The sequence below is a fragment of the Sphingobium sp. B11D3B genome, from assembly GCF_025961735.1.
GTDB lineage: Bacteria > Pseudomonadota > Alphaproteobacteria > Sphingomonadales > Sphingomonadaceae > Sphingobium.
In genome coordinates, this window is record NZ_JAOQOF010000001.1 from 455,683 (window position 1) to 477,393 (window position 21,711).

Consider the following 21,711-nt stretch of genomic DNA (forward strand, 5'->3'; position numbering starts at 1 on the left):
GCTCAGGCCGAAGGCGCGCCCCTGCCGGTGCCGGCTGAACTGATGCCGCCGCTGGTTCATGAGACCTTGCCGGTCGATATTCCCTATGCCTTCGCGCGCAAGCATGGCGTGGTGCTAGTGGCGGACAAGGCCGATGCGGATGCCGCGCAACCCCGCCTTGCCGTCGCGATGCGGGAGGGCGCCGATCCGCGCGTGCTGGTGGAGGTGCGGCGGCATCTTGCCCGCAGCTTCGATGTCTCGATCGTCAGCCAGCAGGATTTCGACAAGCATCTCTCCAACCATTACGCCATGGAAGGCTCGGCAGCGGCGATGGCCGGCTCGCTTGCGATGGGCGGGGACGATCTCGATTTCATCGCCGGCGACCTGCCGACCGCCGAGGATCTGCTCGACAGCGGCGACGACGCACCGGCGATCCGCCTGATCAACGGCATTCTTGCCGAAGCGGCGCGGCAGGGCGTCAGCGATATCCATATCGAGCCTTACGAGACCGGCCTTGTCGTGCGGATGCGCATGGATGGGGTGCTGACCGAGACGCTGCGGATGCCGCCGCATGTCGCCCCGGTCGTCGTCAGCCGAATCAAGGTGATGGCGCGGCTGGACATTGCCGAGCGGCGCGTGCCGCAGGATGGCCGCATCGGCCTCACGCTGGGCGGCAAGCTGCTGGACGTGCGCGTCTCGACCTTGCCCAGCCGGGCGGGCGAGCGGGTCGTCATGCGTATTCTCGACAAGGAGAATGCCGGCATTTCGCTCGATGTGCTCGGGCTGACTGGCACCGCCGATGGCGTCTTCCGTCGCGCGCTGGAGGAGCCGAACGGCATCATTCTCGTCACCGGCCCGACCGGCAGCGGCAAGACGACCACGCTCTATGCCGGCCTGCGCCAGCTGAATGACGGCAGCCGCAACATCCTCACGGTCGAAGACCCGGTGGAATATGCCATCGAGGGTGTCGGCCAGACGCAGGTCAATGCCAAGGTCGGCCTCACCTTTGCTGCCGGCCTGCGTGCCATTCTGCGCCAGGACCCCGATGTGGTGATGGTCGGCGAAATTCGCGACCGGGAGACGGCGGAAATCGCCGTGCAGGCCTCGCTCACCGGCCACCTCGTGCTCTCGACCGTCCACACCAATGATGCGGTGGGCGCGATCACCCGGATGCGCGACATGAAGGTGGAGCCGTTCCTGCTCGCCTCAACGCTGCGCGCGGTCATCGCCCAGCGGCTCGTGCGGCGGCTGTGCCCGCACTGTCGCGAGCAGGTGCCGGCGGACAAGTCGGTCAGCGCGCTGCTCGGCATTGACGAGGGTACGCTAATCTATCGCCCGCGCGGGTGCGACCAGTGCGGCAATAGCGGCTACAAGGGCCGGATCGGCGTGTTCGAGGCCATTCGCGTGGATGAGACGATCCGCCGGATGATCAACGAGGGCGGCGATGAATCGCGCATTGCCCGCCACGCCTATCTCAATGCCCCCAATCTGATTTCCGCCGCGCGGGCGCTGGTGCTGAGCGGCGAAACGAGCGCGGAAGAGGCGATCCGCATTTCGCGGCACGAAGCGGTCGATGCCTGAAATCGCGATGCCCGAGAGCGGCCATGCCTGAGTTCGACTATGTCGTCATCGACGGCGCCGGGCGGGAGAAGCGCGGGCTGATCCGCGCGGAAACCGCCACCGATGCGCGCAGCGCGCTGGCGGCCAAGAAGCTGTTCGTGGTGCGCATCGGCGAGGGGCGGGGCTCCTCGGGTACCAAGGCCGAAGGCAAGGCCCGGCCGGCGCGCAGCCTGCTCAGCTTCGAGCGCAATCGGCTCTCAAACAAAGATCTCACCTTGTTCACGCGTCAGCTCTCCACGCTGGCGCAGGTCTCGCCGCTGGAAGAAGCGCTGCGCACGATCACCCGGCAGAGCGAGAAGCCGCATGTCCGCGAGATCGTCTCGCGGGTGCATCAGGGCGTGGTCGAGGGACGCACGCTGGGAGAGGCGATGGGCATGGACCCGCGCAGCTTCCCCGGGCTGTATCGCGCGATGATCGCGGCGGGCGAGCGGTCCGGCAGCCTGCCCATGCTCACCGAGCGGCTGGCGGTCTTGCTGGAACGGCAAGCCGTGATGCGTTCCAAGCTGTTGACGGCGCTGGCTTATCCCACCGTTCTCGCGGCGTTCGCGGTGATCGTCATCATCTCGCTGATGATCTTCGTGGTGCCGCTGGTGGTCGAGCAGTTCGATACGCTGGGCCAGCAACTGCCGCTGCTCACCCGCGTCGTGATGGGCATCTCGAACATGCTGGCGAGCTGGTGGTGGGCGATCCTCATCCTGTTGGTCGCGCTCGGTCTGATCGGCTGGCGGGCGCTCAAGAATGAGGATGTGCGCCTGCGTGCCGACGCGATGCTGCTTGGCGTGCCGTTCGTCGGCCGGCTGCTGCGCGATCTGCACGCCGCGCGCATGGCCCGCACGCTGGCAACGATGGTGCAGAGCCGCCTGCCGGTGATGGAAGGCCTCTCGCTCACCGTGCCGACCATCCACAACCGCGTGTTGCGGGCTGCGACGAGCGAGATCGTGGAGTCGGTGCGCGGCGGCGGCAGTCTTTCCGCTGCGATGCGTCGCGCCGATGTGTTCCCGCCGCTGCTCGTCTATCTCGCGGCCAGCGGCGAAAGCGCCGGCCAGCTCGACCTGATGCTGGAGCGCGCCGCCGAATATCTGGAGCGCGAGTTCGACAGCTTCACCGCTGCGGCGCTCTCCATGCTGGAGCCGCTGATCATCATCCTGATGGGTGGTATCGTGGCGATCATCATCCTCTCGATTCTGCTGCCCATCATGCAATTGCAGAATCTCACCGGTGCCGGAGTCTGACTCATGAAGTTCGCGCGTTTTCTTGCCTCCTCCCTTCGCCGCAAGGCACGGCGGTCGCGATCCTTCGGGCCTGCCCTGCGGGGGCCGCAGCGGCCGAGCGAGCAGGGCTTCACGCTCATTGAGCTGCTGGTGGTGATCGTCATCATCGGCCTGCTCGGCACCATCGTGGCGATCAACGTATTCGGTGCGCTCGGCACCAGCAACGTCGCCAAGGCGAAAGCGGATATTTCCGTCATTGAATCCGCCCTAGAGCAATATCGGCTGGATAATCTCACTTATCCCAGCACCAGCGATGGCCTGAACGCGCTGACCGCGCCGCCGCCGGGCCTTGCCCAGCCGGAGCGCTATCGCGTCGGCGGATATGTCAAGAAGCTGCCGAACGACCCGTGGGGCAAGCCCTATCAATATGCCGCTCCCGGCCGTCGCGGCGCCTTCGACGTCTATTCGCTGGGCGCCGACGGCCAGACAGGAGGCGAGGGCGAGAATGCCGATATCTATTCGAGCGATCTTTAACGGCAGCGCACCGGCGCGGGTCCGTCAGGGAGATTGAGGGATGAGGCGGGGCACGCCCGGTCATCGGCAGGGCTTGCCCGTGCCGCGCCGCGCGTGCGCATCCGCCGGCTTCACCTTGCTGGAAATGCTGGTCGCTCTTGCCATCTTCAGCCTCGCCGCGCTGGCGCTGGTGCGCCTGCAGGGCGTCTCGGCGCGGACCTCGGTTGATCTCAACAGTCGCACCATGGCGCAGATCGTCGCGCGCAACCTCATGATCGAGCGCATGACCGATCCGCAGCCCCCGGCGCTGGGCGCGAGCAACGGCGTGGCCGAGAATGGCGGCCGCAAATGGCCGTGGATTCAGCGGGTCGACAAGGGGGAAGACGGGCGGCTGCTCATCGTGACGGTGCGTGTGGATGCCGGGCCGGGCCAGTCGCCCGCCGTGCTCACCTTCGGGCGGCCGGCGCAATGATGCGGCGGGCCCCTGCTTGGCCTGTGACGCGTAGCACGGCCGGCTTCACGCTGGTGGAGTTGATGGTCGTCATCGCGATTATCGGGCTGATCTCGGGCGCGGTTGTCCTCACCATGGCCGATCCGCGCGGGCGGGTCTCGGGCGATGTCGACCGCTTTGCCGGCCGTGTGCATGCGGCGCGGGATAGCGCCATCATTGCCGGACGCCCGGTTGCCTTGTGGGTCTCCACCACCGCTTATGGCTTCGAGCGGCGGGCGCAGGGGCAGTGGGAGCCGATCACGGAAGGGCCGCTCGCCGCGCATGACTGGTCCGGCGAGACCCGCGCCGCGCTCGGCCAGCAGACGCGTCTGCGAGTGATGTTCGACAGCGTCGGGCAGGCCGATCAGCCGCTTGATTTTGCACTGGAGCGGGACGGGCAGAAACTGCCGGTGCGCATGACGCTGGACGGCAAGGTAACCAGCGGTGACTGACGCGCGCGCCATTGGCCATGCCCATGCGGGCGAGGAGGGCTTTACCCTCATCGAGCTGCTGGTGGCGGTGATGATCTTCGCCATGCTCGCGACGGCGGGGGTGGTGCTGCTGCGCACCAGCGTGGACGGGCAGGCCGCGGTCGGCCGCAATCTCGATGCGCTGGCCGATGTGCAGCGCGGCGTGTCCCTGCTCGATGCCGATCTCTCGCAGGCTGTGACGCGGATCAGCCGGACGGAGGCGGGGACGTTCGCGCCGGCCTTTTTCGGCCGCGCCGCGCAGAGTGAGGAACCGCTGATCCAGTTCGTGCGCGCCGGCTGGAGCAATCCTGCCACATTGCGCCGGCCGACCTTGCAGAAGATCGAATATTGGTGGCGGGACGGGCGGCTGGAACGCATCGGCTACCCGGCGCTCGATGGCGCGCAGCCGCCGGCCCCATCCGTGCTGTTCGAGCATGTGACGGCGCTCAGTCTGCGCTACCGGGCGCGCAATGGCGTCTGGCAGGACCGCTGGGCGCCCGTGCGCCCGACCGATCTGCCGACCGTTGTTGAACTCACAGTCGGGCGCCGGAGCGCTACGCCAGTGACGCTGCGCTTTCCGGTCGGCACGGCGATGTATCAGCCGCCGGCTCAAGAGGCGGAGGCTGCCAGTGCGCCCTGACCTCCTTCATGCCAGCACGGCAATGCCGACGCGTGAGCGGGGCGCCGCGCTACTCACGGTGCTGCTACTCGTGGCCATTCTTTCGGTCGTGACGGCGGTCGCGCTGGATCGGCTGACGTTGGCGAGCCGGATGACCCGCAACATCGTCTCGGCCGATCAGGGCCGCGCCTATCTGCTGACCGGCGAGCAGATGGTTGCCAATCTGGTGAGCGACCTCGTGGCGGTGAACGCGGATCGCACCACTTTGCAGGGCGGCTGGCTGGGCCGCGACCAGACCATCTCCGTACCGGGCGGTGCGGTGACCGTGCAGTTGGTGGATCGCGGCAATTGCTTCAATCTGAATAGTCTGGTCGTGGGGCCGGAGCCGGCAGGTGGGGTAGAGGGGGATACGTCCACCATGCAACTCGCTGCCCGGCCGGTCGGCATCGCCCAGTTCGCGGCGCTGATGCGCTTGCTCGGCGTCGATCAGAATGCGGCCACGCAAATCGCGATTTCCGCCGCCGACTGGATCGACAGCGATTCAGAGCCGGGCAATGGCGGCGCGGAGGACAATTATTATGCGGGGTTCGACCCGCCCTATCGCGCGGCCAACACATTGATGGCCGATCCGAGCGAGCTGCTGATGGTCAATGCCATGACGCCGCAGGTCTATCAGCGCATCCGCCCTTGGGTCTGCACCTTGCCGACGACGCGCCTCTCGCCGATCAATATCAATACGCTGCTGCCGGGGCAGGCGGTGCTGCTGGCGATGCTCGCGCCGGACGGCCTTGGGCTCGAACAGGCGCGGCAGGTGCTGGCGCAGCGCCCTGCGGATGGGTATGGCAGTGTGAACGCCTTCTGGACTCTCCCGCAGCTTGTCAGGCTTGCGTTGCCCGAGGATGTGAAGAACCAGACTGTGGCCAAGACGCGCTGGTTCGAGGCGACGTTGCGGGCGGATCTCGGGGGAGACCAGGTGAGTGAGATTGTGCTGATCGATGCGGAGACGCAGCCGGCCCGGCTGATGCGCCGCCAATGGGGTGACGAGAGTTGAAGCACGATTATGTCATTGTCCTCCCGCGCGAAAGCGACACGCCCCCGGTCTGGTATCGGGTGGCGGACGAGCAAATCGTGCGGCGCGGGCGCGGGACCGAGTGGTTTCCGCCGGAGCAGGCGAACGAGGCCGAGCCCCCCGTCGGCCACGCCATGCTGGTGCTGCCGCCGCATGTGACGACGCTCCACTTCATCGCCTGCCCCGGCATGACGCCAAAGCAAGGCGCTGCCGCCGCGCGGCTGATGGCGCTGGAGGCGAGCATTGGCGATGGCGACCAGCTTCACGCCGCCGTCGCCGCCAATGACGATCCCGATGCGCCGCATGTCGTGGCCGTCACCAGCCGCAGCGCCATGACGCATTGGGTGGACTGGGCGACAGAGCATGGCATCGCGCAGGCAAGCCTCGTCCCTTCCGCGCTGCTGCTGCCGGCGCCTGAGGATGGCTTTGTCCATGCGCCCATTGGCGGCGCGGACGTGGTGCGCGGGCGCGACAGCGCGTTCGATGGCAGCGAGCCGCACGCGCCGCTCATCATCGGCGAGGCGCCGCTGACCCGTCTGCCGCCTGATAATGTCGATGAGGCGCTGTTGCTGGCGCTGGCGACGCCGCCGCTGGATCTGCGGCAGGGCGCCTTCGCTCGCCGCGCGCCGGCCTTGTTCGGCAAGGATCGCTGGCGGCGCATGGCCATCATGCTCGGGCTCATTCTGCTGGCCAGCCTTATTGTCTCGCTCATCACCATCGTTCGGCTGAATGCGGAGGCCTCCCGACTGGACGCCCAGACCGTGGCCATCGCGCAAAGTGTCGATCCGGCGGTGTCCGATGCCGCCGGTGCAGAGGCGCGCGTGACCGCCTTGCTCGGCGCGCGGGGCGGGCGCGGCGGCTTCACCGGCACGGTCGCCGGGCTGATGAGCGCCATGCAGGTGAATGCCAATGTCACGCTCACCAGCATCAATCAGGGCAGCGATGGCGCGCTGCGGGTGCAACTGTCCGCCAATCAGGCCGAGGAGATCAATGAGGTGCTGATCGCCATTCAGGAGGCCGGCTGGCGGATCAGCGCCAATGCCGTGCAGCAGCGCGGCGCGCGGATCGTCGCCGATATCACGGTGGTGCGCTGATGCAGGGGCTGCGGACCTGGTGGGCTAATCACAGCCTGGCCGAGCGTCGCTTCATGGCGGGGCTGGGCATCGTGGCATTGCTGATCTTTCTGTGGCTGGGCGTCTGGCGCCCGGTCAATGATGGCCTGGCAGCGGGGTGGGAGCGACAAGGCGCCGCGCTGGATCGCTATGCGTCGGTGCGGGCCATGGTCGCGGAATTGCGCCAGAAGCCGCAAAAGCGCGCGCAGGGCGAGCGCCTCGCGGTCGATCAACGCATCGGCCAGACAGCAGCGGAAGCAGGCTTCACGCTCGATCGCGCCGACCAGCAGGGGCAGGGCCGCATGTCCGTGAATATCGCCTCGGCGCGCGTCGGGCCGTTGCTGCGATGGATCGCGCGGCTGGAGGCAGACGGGGTTGCGGTCCAGACGATCAGCATCGTCCCCGGCGCGGCAGAAGGCACCGTCTCCGTACAGGCCGTGTTCCAGGAGACGCAGCCATGATGGCGATGGTCCAGACGACGCGGGCGCGCATCATGCTCGGCGTGATCTTCCTGATCGCGCTGCTGGTCACATGGCCGCTTTATGCCGCCTTCGCGCTGTTCGGCCTCAAGGACATGGGCGTCGCCGCCCGATCCCTGCGCGGGCCCATCTGGTGGGGAGGCGCCGAGGAGCTGCAAATCCGTGGGGTTCAGCTGGGCACCGTGGATGTGTTCCTGAGCCCGATCCAGCTGTTCGTGGGCCGCGTGCGCATCGACATCGTGCGGCGGCTAGGCGACCGCGATGATATCAGCGGGGCCTTCACGCTGGGGCTCAACCGGCGCGGTGTGGACGATGTGACCGGATCGGTCGCGCTCGGCGCACCGCTGGCGCCGCTGCCGGTGAGCCGGGTCGAGTTCGAGGATATGACCGTCCACTTCTCCGGCGGCATGTGCACCAAGGCGGAAGGGCGGGTGCGCGCGCGCGTGCCAGCGATCATGAGCGGGCTGGGCCTCGCCAATGGTCTTGCCGGCGCGGTGCGCTGCGCAGGCGATGCGGTGGAACTGCCGCTGGTCAGCCAGTCCGGTCAGGAGCAACTGTTCGTGCGGATCAAGCAGGACGGCAGCTATGAGGCGACGATGCGCATGCACACAACCGATCCGCTGATCGGCGCGGCGCTGGGCGCCAACGGCTTTCAGGCGGTCAATGGCGAGCAGGTGCTGCGGACCGTCGGCCGGTTCTGATCGCGTGATGCTGGGGGCCGATCTGTTGCGCGTGGCGCTGGGCTGCGGCCTTGGCCTCATCGCCGGCAGTTTTCTCGGCGCCATCGTCACCCGCTGGCCGCGTAGCGAATCGGTGATGCGCGGGCGCTCTGCCTGCGATGCCTGCGGGCGGACATTGGGCGCGATCGACCTCATTCCACTGCTCAGCGCCTTGCGGACGCGCGGGCGATGCCGGACCTGCGGGGCACGGATCGATCCGGCGCATATGATTACGGAACTGGGCGCAGCGCTGATCGGCGGCGTCTGCGCCTTGATGCTGCCGCTGCCCGCTGCCGCGCTGGTCGCGGTGGCGTTGTGGATCTTGCTGGCGCTGGCGGTGCTGGATGTGCGCCATTTCTGGTTGCCGGATGCCTTGACCTTACCGCTCGCGATCCTCGGTCTCACCCTGGGCGACTGGCTGGTGCCCGCGCCTTTTGCGGACCGCATGATCGGCGCCGCCGTCGGCTATATCGGCCTGTTCCTGCTGGCCATGAGCTACCGGCGACTGCGTGGACGTGATGGGCTGGGCTTGGGGGATGCCAAGCTGCTCGGCGCCATCGGAGCATGGCTCGGCTGGCAGCTGCTGCCGGTCGTGCTGCTGCTGGCCAGCGTGGGAGGGCTGATCTGGGCTGTCATCCTGCGTCTGAAGGGGCACGCGCTCTCCGGGAACATGCGCTTGCCGTTTGGCACTTTCCTCTGCCTCGCCGCACCGCTAGCGGCTCGACTTGCGTGGACCATCGCCCCGTGACGGTGATGCGTTAGGGTCAAACTTCACCGTTCATGCTGAGTAGGGTCTGAGGTACGCCGCAGGCGCGTATCGAAGAGCCGTATCGAAGCATCGCAGCGCACGGGCTTGTCCTTCGATACGCCGCTTCGACAGGCTCAGCAGCTACTCAGGACGAACGGAGGGGAGGTCCGCAATGGCGTCGTGTCCGGAAAGGCAGCTTTTGAAAAATAGAGCGCAACATCCGCCTTCCGCCGAATCCCGGAATTTGTCCAAACCTCTTGGGACCCCGCAGGGAACCAACCACCGCGCCGCGGGGTTCATTCCCGGAGGTATCTCATGGCAGCGCGTGCATATTGGCGTGGGCAGATCAAGCTGGCGCTCGTTTCGATCCCCGTGGAGGTCTTTTCCGCCACGCGCTCGGGCGCCAAGATCGCTTTTCATCAGGTCCATGAGCCTAGCGGAAAGCGCATCCGCTATGAGAAGGTCGCACCCGGCGTCGGGCCGGTTGATCGCGACGAGATCATGAAGGGCTTTGAGGTTTCCAAGGGGCAGTATGTGCTGCTCGACGATGAGGAAATCGAGGCCGTTAAGATCGAGAGCCGCAAGACGCTGGACCTTGTCCAGTTCGTCGACGCGAGCGAGATCGACGTCCTCTATTACGACAAGCCCTATTATGTCGTGCCGGCGGACGATCTGGCCGAAGAAGCCTATGTGGTGCTGCGCGATGCCCTGCGGCAGGCGAAGAAGGTCGGCCTTGGCCAGCTTTCGGTGCGCGGGCGCGAGCAGCTGGTCTCCATCAAGCCGTGCGGGCGCGGGCTGGTGATGGAGGTGCTGCGCTATGCCGACGAGGTGGTGAAGGCCCAGGGCTTCTTCCGCGACATTGGCGACACCAAGCCGGAGGCCGATCTGCTCGACCTCGCCACCACGCTGATCGACAAGAAATGCGCGCCGTTCCACCCGGCCGAATTTCAGGATCGCTACATCGAGGCGCTCGAGGGGCTGATCGAGAAAAAGCGCAAGGCCAAGGGCGGCAAGCGCATCCTCGAGGATGCCGAGGAGGCGAGCCGGCCCGGCGGCAGCAATGTCATCGATTTGATGGCCGCGCTCAAGAAGTCGGTTGGCGATGGCGGGGCTGCCAAGAAGGGCGGCACAACCAAGAGCGCGTCCGCCAAGAGCCGGGCAACTGCCAGCAAGAGCGCCAAGGCTCCGGCCTCGAAGACAGCGGGAAGCCGGGCAACCGCATCACGGTCGAGCCGCCGCAAGAGCGCCTGACATGGATCTCAACCCCGGAACGCCGCTGCATTGGGTCGATGGGGAGGTGATGCTGCGGCTGGGCATCGCGGCCCTGCTGGGATTGGCTCTGGGGCTGGACCGGGAATTGCGAGGACACGCTGCCGGGCTTCGTACCCATGGCCTCATCTGCTTCAGCGCGGCGGTGATGACGGTGAGCTCGATCTCGCTCTATCGTCAGCTTGCGACCGGCCAGTCGGGCATGGACCCGCTGCGTATCTTTGAGGCGACGGGGACGTTCGTCGGCATCATTGCGGCAGGCCTCATCGTCTTCAGCAAGGGCGAGGTCCATAATCTCACCACTGCGGCGCACATCTGGCTGGCGACCGTGGTGGGCATTGCGTGCGGTGCGGCGCAGTGGCCGCTGGTTTTGGTGGCGAGCATCGTGTCGGTGGTGATGCTGACCTTTCTGCGGCTGGTGGAGCGGCGCTGGATCGAGCCTCGCCTCGCAGACAGGCCCTCCGACAAGGAAGAGGAGAAGAGCTGATGCCCCGCAAGAGCCCCCTTGCCGATTATGATGCCAAGCGCGATTTCACGCGGACGCCCGAGCCGGCAGGCAAGCAGGAGCGCAGCCCCGGCGGCAATTTGTTTATCGTGCAAAAGCATGACGCGACCCGTCTGCACTGGGACTTCCGGCTGGAAGTGGACGGCGTGCTCAAGAGCTGGGCGGTGACCAAGGGGCCAAGCGTGGACCCGGACGACAAGCGCCTCGCCGTGCGGACGGAGGATCATCCGCTCTCCTACGCGACGTTCGAGGGGATCATCCCCAAGGGTGAATATGGCGGCGGCACGGTGATGCTGTGGGACAAGGGTAGCTGGGCACCGGTGGACGGCAAGAGCGCCAAGGACATCGAAAAGGGCCACCTCCATTTCCGGCTGGAAGGCGAGCGGATGAAGGGCGAATGGCTGCTGGTGCGGATGAAGCCGCGCCCTGGCGAAAAGCGCGAGAACTGGCTGCTGCGCAAGATCGACGACGCATTCGCCGGCACCGGCGACGTTCTGGTGGAGCAATCACTGACATCCGTGCTCACCGACCGCACCATGGCGGAGATCGCGGCGGATACGGCAGGCGCGCAGTCGCTGGCCGGCAAGAAGGGCAAGGCCTTCACCCAGGCGATGGAGGCCGCCGCCGCGCATAATGACAAGGCTGCCAAGAAGGCGGCGGCGCCAGCACGCCGTACGTCGAAAGCTCAGTCGAAAGCCAAGCGGCCGGATTTCCAGTCCGTGCAGCTGGCGACCCTGGTTGATGCGGTGCCAACGGGCAATGCGTGGATGCACGAGATCAAGTTCGACGGCTATCGTGCACTCGCAGCCGTCAACGGCGCGGATGTTCGGCTCTTTACGCGCAGCGGCCTCGACTGGACGGACAAGTTTCAGCCCATTGCCGACGCCTTGGCCGCGCTGGATCTGCCGCCCGCGCTGATTGACGGCGAGATCGTGGCGCTGGGTAAGGGCGGCAATCCCGATTTCTCGACCTTGCAGGCCGCGTTGAAGGGTGAGGGCAAGGCTGCGCTGAGCTTCTTCGCCTTCGATCTGCTGAGCCTCGATGGCGTGGACCTGCGCGGCAGTTCGAACATCGAGCGCAAGGAGCGGCTGGAATCGCTGCTCCACGCGGCACAGGCGCCGCTTCATGTCGCCGATCATGTCATTGGTGCGGGCGAGAAGCTGTTTACGGCCATGTGTAAAGCGGGCGGGGAGGGGATCATCTCCAAGCGCATCGACGCGCCCTATCGCGGCGCGCGAACCCGCAACTGGCTCAAGATCAAATGCACGCTTCGGCAGGAGTTCGTGCTGATCGGCTGGAGCCGCAGCAGCGCCAAGGGGCGCCCGTTTGCTTCGCTACTGCTGGGCCAGCGGGAAGGGGAGGCGCTGGTCTACAAGGGCAAGGTCGGCACTGGCTTCGATGCGGCGACGATGGACGATCTCGCGGCCTGCTTCGCCACCCGCGCGCGCAAGAACCCGGCGGCCGAGGTGCCTCGGGCCGAGGCACGCGGCGCGCAGTGGATCAAGCCGGACCTGGTGGCCGAGGTGGCCTTTGCGGAATTTACCGGCGACGGCCGAGTTCGGCATGGCAGCTTCCTGGGGCTGCGTAGCGACAAGGATGCGGCCGCCGTGACGCCCGAAAAGAAAATCCCCGCACCCAAGGCGAAAAGCGAAGTGCCGATCTCCAACCGGGAGCGGGTGATTTTCCCCGAGAGCGGGCAGACCAAGGGCGATCTGGCCGATTATTATGCGGCGATCGCGCCGATCATGCTGCCTTTCGTGTCGGATCGGCCCATCAGCCTGGTGCGCTGCCCGCAGGGCCGGGCCAAGCAGTGCTTTTTCCAGAAGCATGATAGCGGCTCGTTCGGTGCCCATGTGCATCATGTGCCCATCCGCGAGAAGGATGGCGGCACGGAGGATTATCTCTACGTGCAGGACGCTGAGGGCCTGCTCGCCTGCGTGCAGATGGGGACCATCGAATTCCACGGCTGGGCCGCGCGGGCCAGCGATGTCGAGCATCCCGACAAGATGATCTTCGATCTCGATCCCGATGAGGCGCTAAATTTCTCGGAGATCATCCGCGCGGCCCGGGATATCCGCCGGCGGTTGGAGGATATCGGGCTGGTCAGCTTTGCCATGCTGTCCGGCGGCAAGGGCGTGCATGTGGTCGTTCCGCTCACGCCGGGGCATGATTGGGACACGCACAAGGATTTCTCGCATCGCTTCGCAGAGGCGATGAGCATGGCTGAGCCGGAGCGCTTCGTCGCCACGATGAGCAAGGCCAAGCGCAAGGGGCGCATCTTCATCGATTATCTGCGCAACCAGCGGGGCGGCACGGCGGTGGTGCCCTATTCGGCCCGCGCCCGCGCCGGCGCCCCCGTTGCGGTGCCGATCAGTTGGGAGGAGCTGGAGGATGCGAAGGACGCGCATCCGTTCAGCATCGCGGATGCGGAGGCCTTGATCGAACGGTCACGGGACAAGGCGCTGCGGGGCTGGGGATTGATGGCGCAGAGCTTGCCGGAGTTGTAAGCCTGTACCCTACCCGTTCGTGTCGAGCCCTTCGACTGCCCGCAGGCGGGCGCTCAGGATAAACTTCAGCTGCAAGCTGAAGTCGAGACACGCCAGCGCTACCCTCACGTGTCTCGACTACGCTCGACACGAACGGAAGAAGGGGAGTGAGGGCGTGCAGTTAACCCCTATTCGTGCCGAAGCGCGTCGATAGGATTCAGGGCCGCCGCCCTGCGAGCCGGGAAGAAGCCGAACACCACCCCGATCAGCGCGGAGATGCAGAAGGCAAAGACGTTGATCTGCGCGTCGAACGTCCACGGCACCTGCATCAAGGGCGTCGCCACGGCGATGGCGATCTGGGCCAACAGCAGGCCGATCGCGCCGCCGAGGCAGGAGAGCACCACCGCCTCCACAAGGAACTGCAGCAGCACCTCACGCTGCACCGCGCCGATGGCGAGGCGGATGCCGATTTCGCGGGTCCGTTCCGTCACGGAGACGAGCATGATGTTCATGATGCCGATGCCGCCGACCACAAGGCTGATGCCCGCCACCGCCGCGACGATGCGGGTGAGCAGCGTCGTGGTGCCGGTCAGCGTGTCGGAAATCTGGCGGGTGTCGAAAATGTTGAAGTCATCTTCCTTGCCGCCGGTGATCTTGCGCCGGTCCCGCAGCAGATCGGTGAGGGAGGCTTGCACCTGCTGGGTCGAATAGGCCTGATCGACGCCCACCATCAGCAGCCGGATGTCCGTCGTCCCGGTAAAGCGCCGCTGCACGGTCTTGATCGGCATGATGACGACATCGTCCTGATCGCCGCCGAAGCCCGCTTGTCCGCGCGTGCTCAGCGTGCCGACGATGTCGCAGCTGACATCGCCAATGCGGAAGCGCTTGCCGATGGCATCGTCGCCCCGGAAGAGGTTGCGCTGCACGGTCGAGCCGATGATGCACACGGCCTTGCCGGCGGTTTCCTCCGCGGGGATAAACATGCGCCCGGCACTCAGTGGCCAGGGCTGCACCTGGAAATAATCCATGGTCGTGCCGTTGATCGTCGTCGACCAATTGGCGCCCTCATAGATCGCCGTCGCGCTGGCCTGCGCCTGCGGTGCGACCGCGGTAACGCCCGCCACCTGCTGCTGAATGGCCGTTACGTCCGAGGGTTCGAACTCGGGCGGACGCGGCCCGCCGCCCCCCCGGCCGAAGCCTTGGCCGGGGCGCACCTGCAGGATGTTGGTGCCAAGCGCCGCGATCTGCTGCTGCACGGCGGCTGTCGTTGCCTTGCCCAGCGTCACCATGGTCACGACCGCCGCCACGCCGATGATGATGCCCAGCGTCGTCAGGAAGGAGCGCAGCTTGTGCCGCAGGATGGAGCGCAGCGCGAGGAGGAAGGTGGTGCCCAGCATCAGTGCATTGCCCTTTTGCCAGCGCCCTGTTCGATGCGGTCGACCAGCCCGTCCTTGAAATGCACGATGGTGCGGGCAAACTCGGCCATATCCGGCTCGTGCGTCACCATGAGCACGGTGATGCCCGCATCCCGATTGAGGCCGCGCAGCAGTTCCATGATCTCCACCGAACGCTCGCTGTCGAGATTGCCGGTGGGTTCGTCGGCCAGCAGCACATCGGGATTGGTGACGATGGCGCGCGCGATGGCGACGCGCTGTTGCTGACCGCCGGAGAGTTCGGCGGGCGTATGGTCCCACCATTTATCCAGCCCGACCTTCTCGAGCGCGCTCATCGCCGCCTCCCGCCGCGCATCCTTGGCATCGCCGCGATAGAGCAGCGGCAACTCGACATTTTCGAGCGCGGTCGTGCGGGCCAGCAGGTTGAAGCCCTGAAAGACGAAGCCGAGATATTTGCGGCGCAGCAGTGCCCGCTGATCCCGGTCCAGCGTTTCGACATGCACGCCCTTGAACATGAAGGCGCCCGAGGTCGGCACATCGAGGCAGCCGAGGATGTTCATCGCCGTCGACTTGCCGGAGCCGGACGGGCCCATGACTGCCACGAAATCGCCCTGTGCCACGTCGAGGTCGACGCCCTTGAGCGCCTGGAACGCCGTTGCGCCCTCGCCATAGACCTTGGTGATGCCGCGCAGGGAAATGAAGGCGTTATCGGCCACTGCTGGCGGCCCCGCTGAGCTGGCTGGTGATGACGTTCATGCCGGGCTTGAGGTCACCGGAGAGCACTTCGGTATGGAAGCCGTCGGTGTCGCCGGTGGTGATCTGCACCGCTTTCGGCTTGCCGTCGTCGCCCAGCACATAGACCTGCTGCTGCGCGCCGCGGCCCACGGTGACGCTGCGGTCATTGCCGCCGCCTCTGCGGCGCGGCCCCATCGAGAGCGCGCCGGTGATGCCGGACTGCCCGCCGCCGGCCTGACTGCCGCCCTGCGCCTGCGGCGAGAAGCGCAGCGCCGCGTTGGGCACCAGCAGCACATCCTTCTTGTCGGACGTGACGATATCCGCCGTCGCGGTCATGCCGGGGCGCAGGTCGAGCTTCTCGTTATCGACGCTGAGGTCGGCGGCATAGGAGACGACCTGACCCGTGGTGCCGCTCGTGGACGTGCTCGACGTCGAGGATGCGCTGGCCGCGCTGGCCGAGAGATTGGAGCCGATGTCGACCCGTGTGATGACGGCCGGGAAGGTCCGCTCAGGGAAGGCATCCACGATGAACGTCGCCTTCTGGCCTTCCTTGACCGTGCCGACATCGGCTTCGTCAATGGCCACCTCCAGCTTCATCTTGGAGAGATCCTCGGCGATCACGAACAGGGTCGGCGTGTTGAACGAGGCCGCGACCGTTTGGCCGGGGTCGACCTGACGGGCGAGCACCACGCCAGCCACGGGCGAGCGGATGATCGCGCGGGCGCGCTGCGTCTGGTTCTGGGAAAGCGCGGCCTGGCTGGCGACGACATTGGCCTCGGCTACCCGCAGCGCAGCCTGCGCGCGCTGCACATTGGCGCGTCCGGTCTGCAACTCGGTCTTGGAGGGGACACGTCCGCCGGAAAGCCGGGCGACCTCTTCCAGCCGGGCAAGCTGCGCCTGCGATTCGGAGAGTGTTGCCTTGGCCTGCGCCACCTGCGCCTGATTGGCGGCAAGCTGGGCGCGGCCCTGACGGATCTGATCCTCGATCTGCTCGGGGTCGATCTCGGCCAGCGGCTGGCCCTGCGTCACGCGGTCGTTCACGTCCACCAGCACGCGCACCACCAGTCCGGAGAGCTGCGAGCCGACCGTCACCTGATTGGTCGGCGCCAGCTTGCCGGTCGCCGAGACAGTGGTGACGAGGTGGCTGCGCTGAACGGGCGCGGTCACATAGCCGGGCGCCTCTGCGTTGCCGAAGAAGCGCCAGGCGAGCAGGATGAGCAGCAGCGCGCCAGCGACGATGGCGACCCATTTGAAATGGCGGCGCCAGGCCGGCTGCGGCTTCACGCCGAGAAAATCATCGAGTTGCTGATCTGCCATGCTTGTGCTTCCGGTCATTGAGGCGCGGTCGGCGTGACGGTGGAATCCCACCCGCCACCCATTGCGGTGTAAAGAGCGATCAGGGCGGTTGCCTTGTCGGCGCGGGCCTGCACCAGGCCGTTGCGGGCCGAGATGAGCGATGCTTCCTGCGTGTTGAGCGTGGTGAAGTCAGTGAGCCCCGTGCGATACTGGTCCCGCGCGAGCAAAGCGGAGGTGTTGGCCGCATCGAAGGCGATGGCGAACTGTCGTTCCCGCTCACCGGCGGTGCGCAGCGCAACCAGCGCGTTCTCGACATCTTCCAGCGCGGTCAGCACGGTCGACCGATAGCTGGCGAAGGCGCCTTCCGCGCCAGCCTGGGCGGAGCGGATCTGCGCGCTGGTGCGGCCGCCATCGAAGATGAGCTGGCTGAGGCTCGCGAACAGGCTGCCGGTAATCGTATCGAGCACGCTGCCGATGCTGGTGGCGCCCGCGCTGAGGCTGCCGCCAATGCTGAGTGCCGGGAAAAGCTGCGCGCGCGAGACGCCGATCTGTGCGGTGGTGGCGGCGAGGTTTCGCTCGGCGGCGCGCACGTCGGGGCGCTGGCGCAGCACGTCGGCGGGGATGCCTGCGGCGATCTCCTCCGGTCCATGGGGGATGGGCTTGGGCGCTGCCAGCATCTGCTTGAGCGCGCCGGGTGCCTGTCCGGTCAACACGCCGATGCGGGAGACAGCGGCATTATACTGCTGCTCAATCTGTGGCACGCCGGCGGCAGTCTGTGCCCGGCTTGCCCGCGCCTGCTCGGCATCCAACGATGAGACCAGCCCGGCCTGCACGCGGAAGCCGGCGATCTCCAGATTATCGTCCTGAATCGCCAAGCTCGACCGCGCGTTCTCGATCTGCGCCTGATAGGCGCGCGCCAGCACATAATTGCGCGCGACCTCGCTCTGCACCGATAGCAGCACGGTCGCATAATCGAAGCCCGCGCCTTCATATTGCGCCCGACTGGCCGCCACGGAGCTGCGCACGCCGCCGAAGAGATCGAGCTGGTAGCTGGCGTCCAGCCCCAGCGAGAAGCTGTCAGTGCCGCCATCGCCAACGGTTACGACCGAGCCATCCGGCAGCGTCGTTGTCCTGTCGCCGCCCCGCAGCGGCTCGGTCCGGCGGTAACCGGCCGAGCCACTGGCCGAGGGGAGAAGGCTCGAGCGGCTGACCACCAGCGCCTCGCGCGCCTGCCGCAGCCGCGCCGTCGCTTGTGCGAGGTCGAGGTTGGATTGCGCTGCCTGCTCCACCAACTGGCCCAGCACCGGATCATCGAAGCTCAGCCACCAGCGGGTCAGGTCCGCCCGGTCCGGCGTTGCCGGCACGGACCACTGATCGGGCACCCCCAGAGCGGAGGCGCTTTTCGGCTCATAAGCGGGAGCCATGGTGCAGGATGGCAGCAGGACGATGCCCGATAGCAGCAGGAATGCGCGGTTCATGCCCGATGAATGGGTGAGCGCGCAATTTTCGTCCAGCCGCAAATTGTCACAAATTATACCGAGCGGATGGATTGCCGCTACGGAAAGCGGCACGGTGAGGCCTTATCTATTCCTTAAGATATTGATGGTTAAGGAAGTTGTTCGGTGAATGCGCGTCGGTTATCATGGCTGCAACAGGGCCGGATCGTCGATAGCGACGCACCAGGACGGAGCCCGATCTTCTTCGAGAGAACAGCATGATGAACGTGAGGCTTGGCGCTGCGGCGCTCGCATTGTCTTTGGTGTCGGTCCCCGCTTTGGCGACCTCGACCATTACCGACGGAATCAACAACCCAGCAGGCCAGTGGGCCGGCATCGATTATTGGGGCGTCCAGGTCTCCCAATTCTCGACGGTAGACCAGACATTCAGGTTCAATCTGCCCACCTACAGCAAGGTGGATCTGTTTCTGAGCGGTTCGCCGAAATTCCAGTTCACGGACATTTTGCTCAACGGCACGAGCATCGCCAGCAATCTGACGCCGGGCTGGTCGAATGCGCTGATCGGCTCCGGCTTTGCCGATGCCGGGTCGGTAACCCTGCAGTTCAAGGCGAACTACACCTGCCCCGATTGCTGGGGCGACTGGTTCGGCGGCTATGTGCAGGTGAGCGAGGCGGCCTATAATCCGCCGGTGACGCCGCCGGCCTCCAATCCCATTCCTGAGCCTGCGACCTGGGCGCTGATGCTCGGCGGTCTGGCGCTGGTGGGTCTTATGATGCGCCGCCGCAAGGTGTCGGTCAGCTTCGGCTGACCGTTTCGCCCGCAGCAAAAGGAAGAGAGGGCTGGACTTCCGGCCCTTTTTTCATGGGTCATGCCGGAGCGGGCGCGCGCCCTCTCCGGCAGCGATGGTCAGCACCAGCTTTTCCAGCACGACATTGTCGTCGATGCGCCAGATGCTGATCCGGTGCCGCCCGACCTCAACCGGGCCGAGATCGGCGGTCAGGCGTACGCTGTTGTCGATGACCGCCTCGGCCCAGCGCTGCTTGGCGGGCGTGTCCTGTGCGCCGCCCGTCGGCTCCAGCACGGCCCGCAAGACCGTGACCGGGCCATCGTCCAGAGACACGCCGAGCGCGACTCCGGCCTGTCCCATCGTGTCCAGCGTGGGGACGAGATAGGCCGTGATCTGGCCGGTCCCGGCCTGGGGGACGTCCACCTCATAATCGAGCGCGACCCCGTCGGCCGGCGTGGTCGCTGGACGACCTTGCGGAAGGGCCACCATCGCACTGCCGCCCTGGCCGAGATGAGCGATGGGCGTCCAGCGCAGGCCCTTGGCCTGGCGCGCGCGGGAGAAGTCGTTCGCCGCGATCGTGATGACGCGGGGGTCTGCAGGGCGGGGCGTGACGAAGAGGGGGGCGCCCTTCGTCGTGCCATCGCCGACCCGCGATATGCTGGGCATGCTCTGTTGGGTCGGCTGCTGCCAGATGACATAGCCGATGTGCACCTGCGCCATCATGCCATCCCACTTGCCGCCATTGAGCCTATGATAGTGCGCGGTCAGATCGGCATCGCGCTGGTAGTTCGTTTCCACCATGTCCGCGAAATAGTTGGCGCGCGGGTCGTTGCCCTGCGCCAGCCGCTTGTTCCACGCCGCGCCATAATAGAGCCGGTACAGATTGGCCATCGCGCTGATCGGTTAGGCGAGCAGCTGATCATAAGCATCGTGCTGCTCGGGGCGCAGCCGCGCCCGCGTGGCGAGCATCCGGCGTTCGAGCGCATCCCACTCACCGACCAGCGCCCCGAACACGCCCCCGTCCAGCGCGCGCGGGGTGACGTCGCCCAGCGGGAAGCTGTCCTGATCGATCAGTTCGGGTTTCCGCCGCGCGGCATATTGGCTGTAGGCCGTCATCATCGCAGCGATCGCCTCGGCCTGTTCGGGTCCGAATGTCGCCGCCGCCCAGCGCGCCGGATAAGCGGCCAGCGCCTGCGGCGTCATAGCCTCGGGATTCCAGGCCATCGTCAGAAAGAAGCTGAGCAGATATTCCATGGGCTTGATGTCGCCCACATTGACGATCCACATCGCCCGCGCATCACGCTGCCAGGCCAGGTCCATCTGCTGCCAGACCTTCTCGATCTGGTTGGTGTTCAGCCACTTATAGTTGCGCGGCACACCCACATAATCGAAGTGATAATAGACGCCATAGCCGCCGCTGCGGGGTTTCGCGGTCGGATCGGGCAGGCGGCGGATCTGGCCCCAATTGTCGTCCGCGAAGAGCAGGATGACATCGTCGGGCACCTGCATGCCATGGTCGTAATAATCCTGCACTTCCTTGTAGAGCGCCCAGACCTGCGGGGTCTTGTCGGCGCGCTGCCCGGTCACCTGCGCGATGATGGCGCGCTGGTCCGTCACGATCTGTTCGAGCAGCGGGATCGCGGTTCCTTCCGCCATAGCCTCGTCGCCATCGCCGCGCATCCCGATGGTAACGACGGACTCATAGCGCCCGCCATTCCCTTTCGACATCATGCGGGCGATGCCGCCGCGCCAGAATTCGCGCAGATTGTCGGCGTTGGTCGTGTAATCCCAGCGTCCGCCGGTCACGCCGCCTTCAGGATTGCGGTGCCACTCGTCCTGCGCCCGGAGCATCGGCTCGTGGTGGGAATTGCCCATCACCACGCCCATTTCATCGGCAAGGATCATGTTCTGCGGGTCGTCGGCGGCGAAAGCGCGCGGCGCCCACATCGCTGGCCAGAGATAATTGCCCTTCAAGCGCAGCAGCAGCTCGAAGACATGGGCGTACATCGCGGCGTTGAAGCCGCCGAACGTCTTTTCCGCCCAACTGCTCAGGCAGGGCGCCTCGTCGTTGATGAAGAACCCACGATAGCGCACCTTGGGCTGATCCCGCACCGGCGTGGCGGAGATCGACACATCCCGCCGCCGCGTGACCGGCACATCGGCAAACCAGTGCCATGGCGAGACGCCGATCTGCTCGGAGACATCATAGGTGCCGAACACGGCGCCGCGCCGATCTGATCCCACGATCACGAGAGCGCGCTCGATCCCCTTGGCCGGATGATCCACGACGATCCGCCGAAAGGCTTCCCAAACCCCCGCAAGATCACTCACGTCGATCTTTCCGGCGTCGACCAGACCGTCGATCAGCCGGCTTTGGCCCAGCACGCCGATGATGACAGCCACGGCGGAAGGCGCGCTCCTATAGCCTTTCGACACGCGCGCAGCCGTGCCGCACACCCGCCCAATATCTTCTGCGAATCGCGTGGCCACATGGCCCACCGCAGTGTCGGCTTCGCTATCGATTATCACCGCAGCCGGCACGCCGCTGCGGATCAGGGGGAAGGGCGCTCGCGCTCCCAATCCCACGTTCTGAGCGCGCGCGGCGAGCGGTGAACCGAGCAACGCGAGCGTTCCCGCAGCCGCGCCCCCCATCAGCCGTCGCCGCGTGACTCCGCTGGCTGCGTGCTCGCGCATGATCCGCTCCCTTCACTCTTCGTCTGCCTGCGACGCCTCAGCGCACCATCACGCGTTT

At 66.3% G+C, this 21,711-nt stretch carries 20 protein-coding genes and 1 pseudogene; 15 read left to right on the forward strand and 6 right to left on the reverse strand.

The features are described from left to right. The first annotated feature begins 42 nt into the window (after positions 1–42). From gspE to ligD, 14 genes are all read left to right on the forward strand, one after another. Complete coding sequence (gene gspE / locus M2333_RS02180; protein ID WP_264612546.1) at positions 43–1,560, forward strand: type II secretion system ATPase GspE; 1,518 nt, start codon at positions 43–45, stop codon at positions 1,558–1,560. A 23-nt stretch (positions 1,561–1,583) separates the two neighbouring features. After that, entirely contained in the window at positions 1,584–2,831 is a 1,248-nt protein-coding gene (gene gspF, locus M2333_RS02185) for a type II secretion system inner membrane protein GspF (RefSeq protein WP_264594120.1), read from the forward strand. Positions 2,832–2,834: 3 nt separating this feature from the next. Then, the gene (gspG, locus tag M2333_RS02190; protein ID WP_181560238.1) at positions 2,835–3,344 is read left to right on the forward strand and encodes a type II secretion system major pseudopilin GspG; all 510 of its coding nucleotides are present in this window, start codon (positions 2,835–2,837) and stop codon (positions 3,342–3,344) included. 40 nt (positions 3,345–3,384) lie between these two features. Further along, a complete protein-coding gene (gene gspI / locus M2333_RS02195; RefSeq protein ID WP_264587588.1) occupies positions 3,385–3,795 on the forward strand; it encodes a type II secretion system minor pseudopilin GspI in 411 nt (136 codons plus the stop codon). A gap of 23 nt (positions 3,796–3,818) precedes the next feature. Further along, positions 3,819–4,265 (forward strand): GspH/FimT family pseudopilin, encoded by a 447-nt coding sequence (locus M2333_RS02200; protein ID WP_264610717.1) that lies wholly within the window; start codon positions 3,819–3,821, stop codon positions 4,263–4,265. Beyond that, positions 4,258–4,923 carry a type II secretion system minor pseudopilin GspJ gene (gene gspJ, locus M2333_RS02205; protein WP_264610718.1) on the forward strand — a complete coding sequence of 222 codons (666 nt, stop codon included), beginning with the start codon at positions 4,258–4,260 and terminating at the stop codon, positions 4,921–4,923. The genes M2333_RS02200 and gspJ overlap by 8 nt, the downstream gene beginning before the upstream one ends. 22 nt (positions 4,924–4,945) lie before the next feature. Then, positions 4,946–5,953, forward strand: a complete 1,008-nt coding sequence (gene gspK / locus M2333_RS02210) for a type II secretion system minor pseudopilin GspK (RefSeq protein ID WP_264612547.1) — start codon at positions 4,946–4,948, stop codon at positions 5,951–5,953. Then, positions 5,950–7,065 (forward strand): type II secretion system protein GspL, encoded by a 1,116-nt coding sequence (gene gspL / locus M2333_RS02215; RefSeq protein WP_264610719.1) that lies wholly within the window; start codon positions 5,950–5,952, stop codon positions 7,063–7,065. The genes gspK and gspL overlap by 4 nt, the downstream gene beginning before the upstream one ends. Then, the gene (locus M2333_RS02220; protein ID WP_264610720.1) at positions 7,065–7,544 is read left to right on the forward strand and encodes a type II secretion system protein M; all 480 of its coding nucleotides are present in this window, start codon (positions 7,065–7,067) and stop codon (positions 7,542–7,544) included. Before gspL ends, M2333_RS02220 begins: the two co-directional genes overlap by 1 nt. Next, a complete protein-coding gene (gspN, locus tag M2333_RS02225) occupies positions 7,541–8,263 on the forward strand; it encodes a type II secretion system protein N (RefSeq protein WP_264610721.1) in 723 nt (240 codons plus the stop codon). The genes M2333_RS02220 and gspN overlap by 4 nt, the downstream gene beginning before the upstream one ends. 7 nt (positions 8,264–8,270) lie before the next feature. Continuing rightward, positions 8,271–9,029, forward strand: a complete 759-nt coding sequence (locus M2333_RS02230) for a prepilin peptidase (RefSeq protein WP_264610722.1) — start codon at positions 8,271–8,273, stop codon at positions 9,027–9,029. A 315-nt stretch (positions 9,030–9,344) separates the two neighbouring features. Next, complete coding sequence (locus M2333_RS02235; protein ID WP_264610723.1) at positions 9,345–10,280, forward strand: Ku protein; 936 nt, start codon at positions 9,345–9,347, stop codon at positions 10,278–10,280. 1 nt (position 10,281) lies between these two features. Further along, entirely contained in the window at positions 10,282–10,785 is a 504-nt protein-coding gene (locus M2333_RS02240) for an MgtC/SapB family protein (protein ID WP_264570900.1), read from the forward strand. Further along, positions 10,785–13,310 (forward strand): DNA ligase D, encoded by a 2,526-nt coding sequence (gene ligD, locus M2333_RS02245; protein ID WP_264610724.1) that lies wholly within the window; start codon positions 10,785–10,787, stop codon positions 13,308–13,310. Before M2333_RS02240 ends, ligD begins: the two co-directional genes overlap by 1 nt. A gap of 167 nt (positions 13,311–13,477) precedes the next feature. Here ligD and M2333_RS02250 read toward each other — a convergent pair whose 3' ends face one another. Genes M2333_RS02250 through M2333_RS02265 form a run of 4 tightly spaced genes read right to left on the reverse strand, consistent with a single transcriptional unit; the run spans position 13,478 to position 18,192 of the window. Continuing rightward, positions 13,478–14,686, reverse strand: a complete 1,209-nt coding sequence (locus M2333_RS02250) for an ABC transporter permease (protein WP_264610725.1) — start codon at positions 14,684–14,686, stop codon at positions 13,478–13,480. Continuing rightward, a complete protein-coding gene (locus M2333_RS02255) occupies positions 14,686–15,399 on the reverse strand; it encodes an ABC transporter ATP-binding protein (RefSeq protein ID WP_264610726.1) in 714 nt (237 codons plus the stop codon). Before M2333_RS02255 ends, M2333_RS02250 begins: the two co-directional genes overlap by 1 nt. After that, positions 15,389–16,735: an efflux RND transporter periplasmic adaptor subunit gene (locus tag M2333_RS02260; RefSeq protein ID WP_181560224.1), complete on the reverse strand. Its 1,347-nt coding sequence runs from the start codon at positions 16,733–16,735 to the stop codon at positions 15,389–15,391. The genes M2333_RS02255 and M2333_RS02260 overlap by 11 nt, the downstream gene beginning before the upstream one ends. A gap of 14 nt (positions 16,736–16,749) precedes the next feature. Beyond that, a complete protein-coding gene (locus M2333_RS02265; protein WP_264610727.1) occupies positions 16,750–18,192 on the reverse strand; it encodes an efflux transporter outer membrane subunit in 1,443 nt (480 codons plus the stop codon). 692 nt (positions 18,193–18,884) lie between these two features. Here M2333_RS02265 and M2333_RS16965 point away from each other — a divergent pair. Beyond that, positions 18,885–18,980 (forward strand): annotated as a pseudogene (locus tag M2333_RS16965) (PEPxxWA-CTERM sorting domain-containing protein); the annotation flags it as partial. Between the two features lie 51 nt (positions 18,981–19,031). Here M2333_RS16965 and M2333_RS02275 read toward each other — a convergent pair. Both M2333_RS02275 and M2333_RS02280 read right to left on the reverse strand, forming a co-directional pair. Further along, a complete protein-coding gene (locus M2333_RS02275) occupies positions 19,032–19,850 on the reverse strand; it encodes a hypothetical protein (protein ID WP_264610729.1) in 819 nt (272 codons plus the stop codon). A gap of 12 nt (positions 19,851–19,862) precedes the next feature. After that, positions 19,863–21,653, reverse strand: a complete 1,791-nt coding sequence (locus M2333_RS02280; RefSeq protein WP_264610730.1) for a glycosyl hydrolase 115 family protein — start codon at positions 21,651–21,653, stop codon at positions 19,863–19,865. Between the last annotated feature and the right edge of the window lie 58 nt (positions 21,654–21,711).